This window comes from Chroococcidiopsis cubana SAG 39.79 (assembly GCF_003991895.1).
Classification (GTDB): domain Bacteria; phylum Cyanobacteriota; class Cyanobacteriia; order Cyanobacteriales; family Chroococcidiopsidaceae; genus Chroococcidiopsis; species Chroococcidiopsis thermalis.
Map to the genome: position 1 here is coordinate 1 of NZ_RSCK01000066.1, position 12,243 is coordinate 12,243.

At 46.4% G+C, this 12,243-nt stretch carries 12 protein-coding genes; 8 read left to right on the forward strand and 4 right to left on the reverse strand.

Going from position 1 to position 12,243, the window contains the following annotated elements:
- Nucleotides 1–60: 60 nt before the first annotated feature.
- Nucleotides 61–1,056 (forward strand): phospholipase D-like domain-containing protein, encoded by a 996-nt coding sequence (locus DSM107010_RS26795; RefSeq protein ID WP_241994358.1) that lies wholly within the window; start codon nucleotides 61–63, stop codon nucleotides 1,054–1,056.
- 185 nt (nucleotides 1,057–1,241) lie between these two features.
- Here the strand turns inward: DSM107010_RS26795 and DSM107010_RS26800 are convergent, their stop codons facing one another.
- From DSM107010_RS26800 to DSM107010_RS26810, 3 genes are all read right to left on the reverse strand, one after another.
- Entirely contained in the window at nucleotides 1,242–1,940 is a 699-nt protein-coding gene (locus DSM107010_RS26800) for a pirin family protein (protein ID WP_015155010.1), read from the reverse strand.
- A gap of 63 nt (nucleotides 1,941–2,003) precedes the next feature.
- Nucleotides 2,004–2,183 (reverse strand): hypothetical protein, encoded by a 180-nt coding sequence (locus DSM107010_RS26805; protein WP_127024324.1) that lies wholly within the window; start codon nucleotides 2,181–2,183, stop codon nucleotides 2,004–2,006.
- On the reverse strand, nucleotides 2,180–4,090 hold the full coding sequence (locus tag DSM107010_RS26810; RefSeq protein WP_106167286.1) for a transglycosylase domain-containing protein: 1,911 nt from the start codon (nucleotides 4,088–4,090) through the stop codon (nucleotides 2,180–2,182). The genes DSM107010_RS26805 and DSM107010_RS26810 overlap by 4 nt, the downstream gene beginning before the upstream one ends.
- Nucleotides 4,091–4,209: 119 nt before the next feature.
- Here DSM107010_RS26810 and tyrS point away from each other — a divergent pair, with 119 nt between their 5' ends.
- The 3 genes from tyrS (at nucleotide 4,210) to DSM107010_RS26825 (ending at nucleotide 6,887) form a co-directional block, all read left to right on the forward strand.
- Complete coding sequence (gene tyrS / locus DSM107010_RS26815; protein WP_015155008.1) at nucleotides 4,210–5,481, forward strand: tyrosine--tRNA ligase; 1,272 nt, start codon at nucleotides 4,210–4,212, stop codon at nucleotides 5,479–5,481.
- Nucleotides 5,482–5,544: 63 nt separating this feature from the next.
- Nucleotides 5,545–6,255, forward strand: a complete 711-nt coding sequence (pyrF, locus tag DSM107010_RS26820) for an orotidine-5'-phosphate decarboxylase (protein ID WP_106167287.1) — start codon at nucleotides 5,545–5,547, stop codon at nucleotides 6,253–6,255.
- Nucleotides 6,255–6,887, forward strand: a complete 633-nt coding sequence (locus tag DSM107010_RS26825; protein ID WP_106167288.1) for a hypothetical protein — start codon at nucleotides 6,255–6,257, stop codon at nucleotides 6,885–6,887. The genes pyrF and DSM107010_RS26825 overlap by 1 nt, the downstream gene beginning before the upstream one ends.
- A 23-nt stretch (nucleotides 6,888–6,910) precedes the next feature.
- Here DSM107010_RS26825 and DSM107010_RS26830 read toward each other — a convergent pair whose 3' ends face one another.
- The gene (locus tag DSM107010_RS26830) at nucleotides 6,911–7,600 is read right to left on the reverse strand and encodes a uracil-DNA glycosylase (protein WP_015155005.1); all 690 of its coding nucleotides are present in this window, start codon (nucleotides 7,598–7,600) and stop codon (nucleotides 6,911–6,913) included.
- A gap of 245 nt (nucleotides 7,601–7,845) precedes the next feature.
- Between DSM107010_RS26830 and DSM107010_RS26835 the strand changes: the two genes are divergently transcribed.
- From DSM107010_RS26835 to fldA, 4 genes are all read left to right on the forward strand, one after another.
- A complete protein-coding gene (locus DSM107010_RS26835; protein WP_015155004.1) occupies nucleotides 7,846–8,544 on the forward strand; it encodes a phosphoribosyltransferase in 699 nt (232 codons plus the stop codon).
- A gap of 285 nt (nucleotides 8,545–8,829) precedes the next feature.
- Nucleotides 8,830–9,891, forward strand: a complete 1,062-nt coding sequence (locus DSM107010_RS26840) for a chlorophyll a/b binding light-harvesting protein (protein WP_106167289.1) — start codon at nucleotides 8,830–8,832, stop codon at nucleotides 9,889–9,891.
- An 81-nt stretch (nucleotides 9,892–9,972) separates the two neighbouring features.
- Entirely contained in the window at nucleotides 9,973–11,496 is a 1,524-nt protein-coding gene (locus tag DSM107010_RS26845) for a chlorophyll a/b binding light-harvesting protein (RefSeq protein WP_106167290.1), read from the forward strand.
- Nucleotides 11,497–11,669: 173 nt separating this feature from the next.
- On the forward strand, nucleotides 11,670–12,179 hold the full coding sequence (gene fldA / locus DSM107010_RS26850) for a flavodoxin FldA (RefSeq protein WP_015155001.1): 510 nt from the start codon (nucleotides 11,670–11,672) through the stop codon (nucleotides 12,177–12,179).
- The last annotated feature ends 64 nt before the right edge of the window (nucleotides 12,180–12,243 follow it).

Here is a 12,243-nt window from a genome sequence, read left to right on the forward strand (position 1 = left end):
GTTGAAGATCTACGTGGCTGGTTTACTCATTGCTGTTATTGTACCTCAGTAGACTAGAAAATGCTCTATAATAAAACTTTAGCAGATTATACTTCAGCAGAAATTGCTCGTATGAAGCGACACGATCGCCGAGCTTACGAAGAACTAAAACGATATCCAATAGATGCCTTAGCTTTGTTGCGATCGCATGGCATTGAAATTAAAGACGACAGCGATACTGCCAATGGTAAAACTAGAGGCAGTGGGTTAATGCATCACAAGTTTTTAGTTGTAGATAATAAAACTACAATTATATCTAGCGGTAACTTTACAACTTCCGATTTGCATGGAGATTTTCAGGTTCCGGCAAGTCGCGGTAATCCAAACAACATGGTTATTATTCCCAATAATACTCAAGTTGCTCAAGCATTAACAGATGAGTTTAATTATATGTGGCAGGGATTATTTAAATCTCATAAGCCTCGCAGACAACCTGTAACAATTTTAGTTGGAACGGGTCACGTGACGCTGAACTTTTCACCTGCCCCTCGCACTGAAAGCATTGGCATGACTAGTAACGGTGCGATCGCTTATTCTATCAAAAATGCGAAAAAAAGCGTGCATGTTGCCGTTTTCGTATTTTCAGATCGAGAAATTAGTGATGGTTTAGCAACAGTGCGAGATACAGGAGTAGAAGATATAAAAATCTTGATAGATCCAGATTTTTATCGACAATCTTACTCTAAAGCCTACGATGCAATGGGACTGTGTCCGCCTCATCGTAAAAAGGGATTAAATAATATCAAACCTTGGTATCGTCCCATTAATACAGTTGGTTTTCCCAAAGCAATAACAGGCGATCGCGGCGTACACAGTAAAATGGCAATATTAGATGGCAGACAAGTCATTACAGGTAGCCACAATTGGTCGGAAGCGGCAAATTATTCTAATGATGAAACCTTAATTATCATCGATCGTCCCACAGTTGCAGCCCACTACGAACGGGAATTCGATCGCCTTTACCGCACGGCAATATTAGGAAAAGCGAGTATGCCTCAAGCAAAAGTGTGTCGTTAAATCAGTTATCAGTTATCAGTAGACCTCCTGCATGAATCAAAAAATCATGGATGTCATTCTGAACGCAACGCAGGAGGTCTAGTGAAGAAAGAAAGAAGGGTGTAGGGAATTGGTAGTTGGTAGTTGCGCCCCCTTGTCCCCCTTGTCCCCCTTGTCTCCTTTGTCCCTTCTATCTCCCGCCGCAACTACGCCAAGTCGAAAAGTAATATTTCCGCGTCGCGATCGCTGCTTATTTCTAACAGTTCAGCGGCACCGATTGCTACTCCATCTCCCGCGTTCAAGCTATGACCGTTGAGTGCCACTGCACCCCGCGCTACTTGCAGCCAGGCATAACGATTTGGTTGCAATTGATAAGTGACCCGATCTTGCGGTTGCAATATGGCTGAATACAAATTCACGTCTTGATGAATTGTCACAGCACCATCGCGTCCATCTTTAGCGGCAATTAACCGCAATTTTCCTTGTCTTTCTGCAACTGAAAATGCTTTTTGTTCGTAACTCGGCTCTAAGCCTTGGCGATCGGGCAGAATCCAAATTTGCAAGAGGTGAACTGGTTCGGTAGCAGAAGGATTGAATTCGCTGTGCATAATTCCCGTTCCAGCACTCATCCTTTGTACTTCTCCGGGTCGGACGATCTCCCCATTACCAATACTATCTTTATGTTCGAGCGCACCTTCAAGGACGTAGGTGAGAATTTCCATGTCCCGATGTCCGTGAGTCCCAAACCCTCTTCCTGGCTGGACTCGATCTTCGTTAATCACTCGTAGCGATCGAAATCCCATGTGAGAGGGGTCGTAGTAGTTTGCAAATGAAAAGGTGTGATAGCTATCTAACCACCCATGATTTGCATGTCCGCGTTCTTGGCTTTGTCTGAGTGTAATCATATCTTTCCTCCAACTTGGTTTGAATTATTTAGTTCAATATCAATTAATTTAATATTAAATTATTTAACCAAAAAAAAAGAACCACCGCCATGTACGGCTTTCCCTACAAAGAAAGTGATGCGTGATGAAAGGGTATGGGATGTAGGGGACTGGTAGTTGGTAGTTGGTAGTTGCACCTGAAGCTCCCCTGCTCCCCTGCTTCCTTGTCCCCCTTGTCTCCCTTGTCTCCCTCAACTTCCTCATTTAGGTCGATCGAACTGCGAAGGAGGACGGAAATTCTCGACTGGGGTATTTTTCAAGGCTTGTGACATGAACGATCGCCAGATCGGGGCAACAAATACGCCACCTGTTGCACCCTTACCGACAGGTTGGTAGTTATCGTTGCCGACCCAAACAGCTGTTGCTAATTGTGGCACGAAACCGACAAACCAAATATCCCGTTCTGAAGATGTGGTTCCCGTCTTACCTGCAGCGGGGCGACCGATTTGAGCGGCGGTTCCCGTACCGCTAGTAATTACCCCTTTCATCACGTCTGTTAAGGTAGCGGCTGCCCAAGGCTCTAAGACGAGTTGGGGTTTGGGAGAGTTATCGAGGATAACGTTACCACTACTATCGGTGACGCGGGCAATAATAGTTGGTTTGGACTGCCAACCGTAATTAGCAATTGTCGCGTAGGCGCTTGCCATTTCCAAAGGCGTGACACCGATCGCTCCTAATGGTAAAGATGGCACTGGTTCCATCGGGCTGTTGATGCCTAAGATGCGGCACGTCTCGACCACCTTATTCAAACCCACAGCGCTACCTAGCTTCACGGCGGGGATGTTACGCGACACTTCGAGCGATCGCCGCACTGGCATGGGACCGTTGAAAGAGTCATCGTAATTTTTCGGAGTCCAAATTCCCCCAGGGATGCGGTAACTGACCGGAGTGTCGTTAATAACGCTATTGGGCGTAAATTTTCCTGAAGCAAATGCCGTGTAATAGACAAACGGCTTAAAAGAAGATCCTGGTTGGCGGCGAGCTTGAGTCGCTCGGTTAAATTCGCTTTTTTGATAATCTACCCCACCTACCAATGCTTTAATAAATTGAGTGCGCGGATCGACTGACACCAAAGCCATTTGGTCGGCGCGGACTCCCTGAGAGCGAATGGTTTTATGCCATTTTGCTACGGTTTCTTCAGCAATCTGTTGCATTCTGGAATCAACGGTAGTTTGCACCCGCAGCCCGCCTTTTTGCACGGCTTCTAGTCCGTATTCCCGTTCTAACTCTTGAGCCGCAGTATTAGTAACGAAGGGCATACTACTACGTTGGAACGAGCGAACTTTCCCCAGGGTAATTTTCGTTTCTCTCGCCTTCTCGTCTTCCTCTGCCGTAATCCAGCCTAAACTGCGCATTCGGTTCAACACAGTTTCTTGGCGTTGTTTCGCCGTTTTCATGCTGACAAACGGGCTGTAGTTTTGCGGTGCTTGAATGATTCCTGCCATCATCGCCGCTTCCGCCAAATTTAAATCTGCGGCTGACTTGCCGAAATAGCTTTGGGCTGCTGTTTCTACACCATAGGTGTTGTGTCCCCAATACACTTGATTGAGGTACATTTCTAAAATTTGGTCTTTGCTGAGAATTTGTTCTAAACGAATGGCTAAGACTGCTTCGGCAACTTTGCGGCTAAATCGGCGCTGCTGCGTCAGAAAAATATTTTTAACCAGCTGCATCGTCAGTGTCGAGCCGCCTTCTGCAACTGCCCCGCGCTGCCAGTTGACGATTGAGGCACGCCCGACGCTACTAATATTTATGCCGTTATGGGAATAAAAATGACTGTCTTCGATCGCCAGGACTGCTCGTTTTAATTCTGGAGAGATTCTATTTAAAGGTATGACTTCGCGATTGGCTTCGCCGTGAATGCTGGCAAGGACTTTGCCGTTTATGTCATAAAAGTAAGATGTTTCAGAAGGAATATAGTTACGCAGAACTCTGACATCGGGTAAGTTGCGGAAGCTAATTGCTAAGCCGACTAGCCCTCCAGCTACAATGGCACTAGTCAACATAATGACTGCTAGAAGGGTTCCGCCTGTCACCTGACTGACTTCTTTCAGAAATTTCCAGCCAGGTGATGAATATCTCGGTTTTTCTCGGGCAATGCTAGAAGACACAGCGGTTTAATTTCCTCAACTTAATAGCCAAGAGATTTGTCTGCGATCGCGATCGCCAAATCAGCGGATAATTTTGTCACTATAGTAGTCTGTCAATTAAGCGATTGAGAAGGTTGCGAGTGAGTGTAACGAATTTATCATCCCCAAGGCAAGAGCCAAGCTCTCAATTAGCCACCGCGACACCCGATCCAAATTGGCTGCGACGTGGTGTCAGCGAAATCTTTCCAGACCAGCCTGATTCTAGCAATCCTGAAGAAAATCTGGAAAAATTGTTAAAAATGACAAATCGACCCTTGCGTATCAAGTTCGGGATTGACCCCACTGGCGCGGAGATTCATTTAGGTCATAGTATTCCAGTCCGCAAGCTCAGAGCGTTTCAGGATGCCGGACATAAAGCCGTTTTGCTGATTGGCGATTTCACGGCTAGAATTGGCGACCCCACTGGCAGATCGGAAGTTCGCCGTCAATTGAGTGCGGCAGAAGTTGCCGAGAATGCTAAGAATTATTTAGATCAGGTACGTCCAATTTTAGATTTTGCTCCCGACAAGCTGGAAGTTCGTTACAACTCAGAATGGTTGTCAAAACTCGATTTGACCAAAATTCTAGAATTGTTGTCTACGATGACTGTCGGGCAAATGTTGGCAAAAGAAGGGTTTGCCGAACGTTACGAGAAAGAAAATCCCATTTACATCCACGAATTTCTCTATCCCCTGGTACAGGGATACGATTCTGTAGCGTTAGAAGCAGATGTAGAGTTGGGTGGGACAGACCAAAAATTTAACATTGCTGTAGGGCGAGATTTGCAAAGACATTTCGGACAAAAGCCACAGTTTGGCGTGCTGTTACCAATTTTGATTGGCACGGATGGCAACCAGAAAATGTCTAAGTCGCTGGGAAATCAAGTGGGACTGCTAGAAGAACCGCTATTGATGTATTCCAAGCTGGAAAAAACGCCAGACCATTTGCTCAAAGATTATTTCGAGTTATTGACAAATTTACCCTTAGATGGATTGCCGGAAACTCCCCGCGATCGCCAGAAGCTGCTTGCTTTAGAGGTTGTCAGTCAATACCACGGCAAAGAAGCCGCTCAAAACGCTCAAAAAGCAGCAATGTCACTGGTACAAGGCAATACAGCCGATACTTCAGCCGTACCAGAATTTTCGCTATCTCAAATCAAATTTCCAGCAAAATTGTTTTACATTGTCAGCGCCAGTGGTTTGTGTCCGACTAGTTCTGAAGCCCGCAGGCAAGTTCAAGGTGGAGCAGTTAAACTGGATGGCGATCGCCTCAACCAAGTAGACCTAATCTTTAATTCTCCAGATGAATTGGATGGTAAAGTCTTACAGGTTGGCAAGAATAAATTTGTCAAATTAGTAAATGGTAATGGGTAGTTGGTAGTTGGCGATCGTTCTCCCTTGTCCTCCTTGTCTCCCTTGTCTCTAAACCCAACACCCATGCATACAGACCGAATTATCGTTCCCCTAGACGTACCGACAGAAGCTCTTGCGATCGCGCTTGTGGATCGGTTGCCGCAGGTCAGCTTTTGGAAGGTTGGCTTGGAATTATTTGTGAGCTGTGGTGGTGGTATTCTCAGTACGTTGAAACAGCGGCAAAAGCGAATATTTCTAGACCTCAAGTTTCACGATATCCCGAATACGGTAGCTGGGGCATGTCGGGCGGCAGCAGGGTATGGAGTCGATTTAGTGACGATTCATGCGACTGCTGGTAAAGATGCTTTGTCACTGGCTCAACAAGCGGCACAGGAGGGAGCAAAGACGGCGGGTGTAGCACCACCAAAATTAATTGCGATTACTGTTTTAACGAGTCTTTCTGCTCGTCAGCTTGCTTTTGAGTTAAAAATTCCCTTGGAACTACCGGAATATGCCTTAGAAATGGCTTCATTAGCTCGGGAAGCAGGTTTAGATGGGGCTGTTTGTTCGCCGCAAGAGGTGGAACAGTTGCGGCGGATTTGCGGCGATGATTTTCTCTTAGTGTGTCCTGGGGTGCGTCCGAGCTGGGCAGCAAAAGGCGATCAAACGCGATCGCTCACTCCTGCACAAGCAATTCAAGCAGGGGCAGATTATCTTGTCATTGGTCGTCCAATTACTGCTGCTGCCAATCCAGAGGAGGCTTGGGAGCGTATTTGTCAGGAGTTGGCGGGGTGATGAAGCGGAGACAAGGGGGACAAGGGAGACAAGGGAGACAAGGGGGACAAGGGAGAGTGCTACAGTTTCTCTCTATTTTGCTGGTTCTTTTAAATCCACTTCCTGCTTATCCAACTCCTCAAGACGGGCACACGGCTGTGCGCCCGTACGACTCCCGTTGCCAAACGCAGGATATTAAAACCCTGACCGATCGACTTCTTAGAGATTTGCCTGGATATGCCAATCGCACCAGTCAACGCGCTCGTAGGTTGAGCCGCAGTACAGATCTTTATACGTATGTATTGGTAGCAGGGAATCCAGAGTTTGAACCTTTAACTACCGATCCTGGTGTTTACCAGCCTAAATCGCCACAGGCGGATGGTGAAGACGTACAGCAGGTATTTTTTACGACCTTGGAGCGACAGTATTTAAAAGATCGCGCCATAGAATTGCAGGGGTTTCACTGGGCTTTTTTCGCCAAAACTGAAGATGGATGGCGTTTGGCTAGTATGTTTACTCGAATTGGCGATCGCACTGGCGAAAGACCCCCCACGCCACCAGAGGAAACGAGTGATGGTATTATTGCCCAGGCAATTGAAACTTGGTTGCGTGATTGTCGAGCCAGAAGTCGGGCGCGAGATGCGAAGGAGTAGGGTGCATTAAATAACGTACCCTACTAGCAAATCTCATCCAGTTTTTTTCTCACTTCTTGAATATCCTGCCACATCAACCACTTAGGACTACCTTTTTCGCGAGATTGGTTGCGTAACAAATAAGCAGGATGGAAGATGGGCATACACAAGCGTCCTTGCCACTCCAACCACGTACCACGAATTTTAGAAATAGCTCTTTTTTCGCCCAACAAGCCTTTAAGTGCTGTCGCGCCAGTGAGAAGAATAATTTTTGGCTCGATTAGGCGAATTTGTTCTAACAAATAAGGCTTGCAAGCTTCTACTTCATCAGTGGTAGGCGTGCGATTTCCTGGTGGTCGGCATTTATTGATATTGCAGATATATATATCTTTGTCTGTATTTAATTTTACAGAATCTAAAATTTTCTCTAAAAGTTGTCCGGCTTTCCCCACAAAAGGCAACCCTGTCTCATCTTCGTTTTGCCCTGGTGCCTCGCCAATAATCATAATCGGGGCTTGGGGATGACCTCGCCCAACTACGGCATGATGGCGAGTTGCTCCTAGTTCGCAGCGCTGGCACTGATTGCAGTGCTGTGCCAATTCAACTAGGCTGGGGTAAGTCCCTATGGGAATAGGAATTTTCGCATCTGTGGGAATCAGATCCAGTTGCGGCGGTGCGACTGGTTCGACGACATCTGAACTTGCAAATAAGCTGAGCTGGTCTTCGCTAGACATGGAATAAAAATTGTAGCTGCGCTAGCAAACCTTCCAATTGTAGCGAAATTGTGACTACTTTAACCCTCTTTCTATCTACTTATCTCCCTTACAACTCCCGACTAAGACTGAAAATGAGGAAACTATTACTAAAAAAATAAATCTTGTTGCATTTGCTAGCCGATTGGAAAAAAGCCTGTAGAACACAGTTAAACTGCGGAAACATCCTTGAAGATATAAGCAGTATGCCGTCCTCAGCCGAAAGTATGTCAACTGCTATATTGTTTCGCGATCGCGTTGCTGCTGGAGAACAACTAGCACCGGAAATTCATCGTCTTCTGGACAAAATTGCGGCTGTTTCTAACGTTGCCCCTTATCCGATTGTCTATGCCCTCCCACGGGGAGGATTGCCTGTAGCAGTGCCAGTAGCGCGGCGGCTGCGTTGTCCGATAGATATTGTGGTGGCAAAAAAGATCGGTCATCCCCAAAACCCAGAACTAGCGATTGGAGCAGTTACAGCAGATGGTAACGTCTTGTGGGCAGGACAAACATCAATTGCTCTCCAAAATTCACCACCGGGAAAAATAGCGCTGGAAGCAGCCCTGAGCAAGGCAAAATTGCAGATGGCAGTCCTCAATTCTGGTCGCTCCCAACATAGCGCGATCGCCCAACAAACGCGAGATACGATCGCGATCTTAGTCGATGATGGCGTTGCCACTGGAATGACAATGGCAGTAGCCGCCCAAACGCTGCGATCGCAAAATCACATAGCAGTTTGGCTCTGCACTCCCGTCGCACCTCAAACCTTGCTACCTTGGCTAGAACAATGGGGCGATCGGATAATCGTTCTGCACACACCCAAATCTTTTCTGAGTGTCAGCCGCTTTTACGAAGAATTTCCTCAAGTAGAAACAAGAATCGCCCTTGCTTGCCTGCAACAACAGAAGTTGTGGTTAGGGCGTTAGCAATCGGGAGTCGGAGAAGAGAGACAAGGGAGACAAGAGAGACAAGGGAGACAAGGGGGAGAAGAGAGAGTCGCCCAGCTGAGAGAGAGTCGTGGAGAGTCACGGAGAAAAAAAACACTACACCCTACACCCTACACCCTATTTACTACTGGTTCCACTAGCCACTAACCACCAGCCACTCACTAACTCGCTCAAAAATTTTAATAAAAACTATTGTCAATAACTCAGTTCATGTTGTAATCTGTTCTCTCAGACTGTTGAATATTATTCTCAATAGGAGGCACGGTGACAACTGTTGCTAAAAGTCCGTTATCGGTAGAGCAAAATGCTACCGAAGTTCCCTGGTGGGCGGGGAACTTTCGCCTGACTAATTTATCAGGGAAACTCCTGGGCGCTCACGTAGCCCATGCAGGGCTAATTGTGTTCTGGGCGGGAGCAATGACTTTATTTGAGTTGGCTCACTTTAATCCAGCCAAACCCATGTACGAGCAGGGTTTAATTCTACTACCTCACCTAGCAGCTCAAGGTTGGGGCGTGGGTGCTGGCGGCGAGGTGACAAGCACATTCCCCTATTTTGCGATCGGCTCGATCCATCTAATCTCATCTGCATTTTTGGGGTATGGTGGGATTTTTCATGCCCTGCGCGGTCCAGCCACATTAGAAAACCGATTTCGTTTCTTTGGCTACGATTGGGCAGATACAGGCAAAATGACGACAATTCTTGGCATTCACCTGGTATTGCTGGGGATAGGTGCGTTCTTATTCGTCGCCAAAGCAATGTACTTCGGCGGTTTGTACGACCCAGCCGTGGAAAATGTGCGCGTCGTGACTAACCCGACACTCAATCCAGCCAGAATTTATGGTTATTTGTTCGGTGCAGTAGGCAATTTCTGGATCGCTGGCGTTGACAACCTGGAAGATGTTGTTGGCGGTCACATTTGGGTTGGTGGAATATTGATTTTGGGCGGGTTGTTCCATATTGCAACCAGACCGTTTCAATGGACGCACCCTTTATTTGTTTGGTCGGGAGAAGCTTATCTTTCCTACAGTTTGGGTGCTTTGGCGCTCATGGGCTTTATTGCAACTCTCTTCGTCTCAGTCAATACAACCGTTTATCCTGAAGTATTTTACGGTCCTGCACTCACGATTCGGCAGAATTTTGTACCTTACTTTTCATCGCCCGATCCTGAATTCGTGACTTCTCGGACTTGGTTAGCCAACACTCACTTCTGGTTAGCTTTCTTTTTCCTGCAAGGGCATATCTGGCACGCACTGCGATCGCGCGGGCTGGATTTCCGTAAAGGGAGAGTGAGTGAGGCAGCAATCCTTCCCAAACCGATTGCCTGAAGCTAGCTTAATGCAAATTGTTTCAACTTAAATTTGAGCTGGCGATCGAAAAGATGCAAATATTTCTCAAGGAAGGCATAAATGACAGCAGTAATTTCTGATAGTCCATACAGAAACCAAATTCCTGAAGTTGGCTGGTGGGCTGGTAACTTTCGTCTCACCAATTTATCGGGCAAATTGTTGGGCGCTCATATTGCCCACTCTGCATTAATCCTGTTGTGGGCTGGCGGAATGACTCTGTTTGAGTTGTCTCGTTACAACCCAAGTTTACCAATGTACGAACAAGGGTTGATCCTGCTTCCTCATTTAGCAACTCTCGGCTTTGGTGTTGGTGCTGGCGGGCAAATTACTAGTACCTATCCCTACTTTGTCATCAGCGTTTTGCATCTGATCCCTTCGGTGATTCTGGCTGCGGGTGGTATTTACCACTCTTTACTGGGACCAGAGGTGTTAGAAGATAATCCCACCTTGGCTGGCTTTTTCGGTTATGACTGGAAAGATACCGACAAGATGACGACGATCTTAGGTATCCACCTAATGCTTTTGGGTTTGGGTGCTTTACTACTCGTCGCCAAGGCGATGTTTTGGGGTGGATTGTTCGATCCTTGGGTAGCTGGCGGCGGAGATGTGAGGGCTATAAATCATCCCACGCTGAACCCAGTCCGCATTTTTGGCTACTTGTTCGGTGCTTGGGGTTCAGAAGGAATGGCGGCTGTCAATAACTTAGAAGATATCGTTGGCGGTCACATCTGGGTTGGTGCAATGCTAATTGGTGGTGGCATTTTTCACATCTTGACTCAGCCGTTTGCCTGGGCGCGTCGAGTTTTAATTTACTCAGGTGAAGCGTATCTTGCCTATAGTATTGGCGCTGTAGCCTATATGGGCTTTTTTGCGGCGTACTTTGCCTCAGTGAACAATACTGCATATCCCGAAGTTTTTTACGGTCCAATTCGCACTTTGGAAAGTTCTCCTGGGATTGTTTCTAGCCGTGGTTGGTTAGTATCTTTCCATTTCGTTCTAGCCGTCATATTTCTCCTCGGTCACATTTGGCACGCCCTCCGTTCCCGCGCGATCGCCGCTGGATTCGATTTGAAAAAAGGCGACTTGATCCAGCCACCGTTGGCAAATCCTCGATCGGGCGATCGCTTTTCCACGGTTGAGGCTAACGACCTGACACTGAACTTTCTGAAATACCTACCAATTTATCGCCCTGGTATTACACCTCTTTCGCGAGGGTTAGAAATAGGGATGGCTCATGGTTATTGGTTAGTCGGTCCTTTTACCATACTAGGCTCGCTAGGTTCTTTAAACGACAGTCGCGCCAGTAATTTGCTCGGTTTACTAGCCGCAGGAAGTTTAATTGTCATCCTGACAATTGGGTTCTCAATCTACGGTAGTACCTCACAGGAAAAAAGCTTAGTCACAGTTCCACGCCCAAATTTTGCAGTCACAGTACCAAACGTACCAGACTCTCTACAAGCTGTAGATAACTGGAGTCAGTTTTCGACTGGATTTTTTATTGGTGGAATTGGCGGAGCAATCTTTGCTTATTTGCTCTTAGATAATCTGAATTTATTTCGGGCGATTCCCATGATTGGAAGCTAAACGACTCAACCAATTTCAGATCGCAACTAACTCTTTACTCGCGTACGGGCGGGTTTAACCGCACAACTATTTGTTTTAGGACAGAACTACTCAAAAAACCCGCCCCTACAACTTTTGATGTACCACGTTCAAATTAGGTCTAATTCCAAACAAAATAATTCCAGGAGAATAGAATGGCAAAAGTCGGGATTTTTTATGGTTCCACAACGGGAAAAACTGAAATGGTTGTCGAATCACTTCAAAAAGAATTTGGTGAGGATGTAGTAAATTTGCATAATATCGCTGATGTGGATGAAAGCGATTTTGAGGAGTATACTAATTTGATTGTTGCTTGCCCTACTTGGAACATTGGCGAACTCCAAAGCGATTGGGATGGTTTTTTCCCCGATTTAGACAGCATTGATTTCAGCGGAAAGAAGGTAGCTTATTTTGGGACTGGCGATCAGATTGGTTATGCCGATAACTTTCAAGACGCAATGGGTATTCTAGAAGAAAAAATTGCAGAATTAGGTGGGACAACTGTTGGATATTGGTCTACAGATGGTTACGACTTTAATGAATCTAAAGCTGTGAAAGACGGGAAATTTGTTGGTTTGGCGATCGATGAAGATAATCAATCTGATTTAACTGACGAACGAGTAAAAGCTTGGGTAGCGCAACTCAAGAAAGAGTTTGGTATTTAGTTAACAGTTAACAGAAATTTGTGGGGTGCGTTCATCAACGTACCCTACCATGCATCTCAACTCT

Bases quoted from the DNA above. Each gene is read 5' to 3' on its own strand.
- DSM107010_RS26795 (WP_241994358.1), top strand. From the start codon at position 61: ATGCTCTATAATAAAACTTTAGCAGATTATACTTCAGCAGAAATTGCT.
- DSM107010_RS26830 (WP_015155005.1), bottom strand. From the start codon at position 7,600: ATGTCTAGCGAAGACCAGCTCAGCTTATTTGCAAGTTCAGATGTCGTC.
- DSM107010_RS26825 (WP_106167288.1), top strand. From the start codon at position 6,255: ATGAAGCGGAGACAAGGGGGACAAGGGAGACAAGGGAGACAAGGGGGA.
- pyrF (WP_106167287.1), top strand. From the start codon at position 5,545: ATGCATACAGACCGAATTATCGTTCCCCTAGACGTACCGACAGAAGCT.
- DSM107010_RS26805 (WP_127024324.1), bottom strand. From the start codon at position 2,183: ATGAGGAAGTTGAGGGAGACAAGGGAGACAAGGGGGACAAGGAAGCAG.
- DSM107010_RS26835 (WP_015155004.1), top strand. From the start codon at position 7,846: ATGTCAACTGCTATATTGTTTCGCGATCGCGTTGCTGCTGGAGAACAA.
- DSM107010_RS26845 (WP_106167290.1), top strand. From the start codon at position 9,973: ATGACAGCAGTAATTTCTGATAGTCCATACAGAAACCAAATTCCTGAA.
- fldA (WP_015155001.1), top strand. From the start codon at position 11,670: ATGGCAAAAGTCGGGATTTTTTATGGTTCCACAACGGGAAAAACTGAA.
- DSM107010_RS26800 (WP_015155010.1), bottom strand. From the start codon at position 1,940: ATGATTACACTCAGACAAAGCCAAGAACGCGGACATGCAAATCATGGG.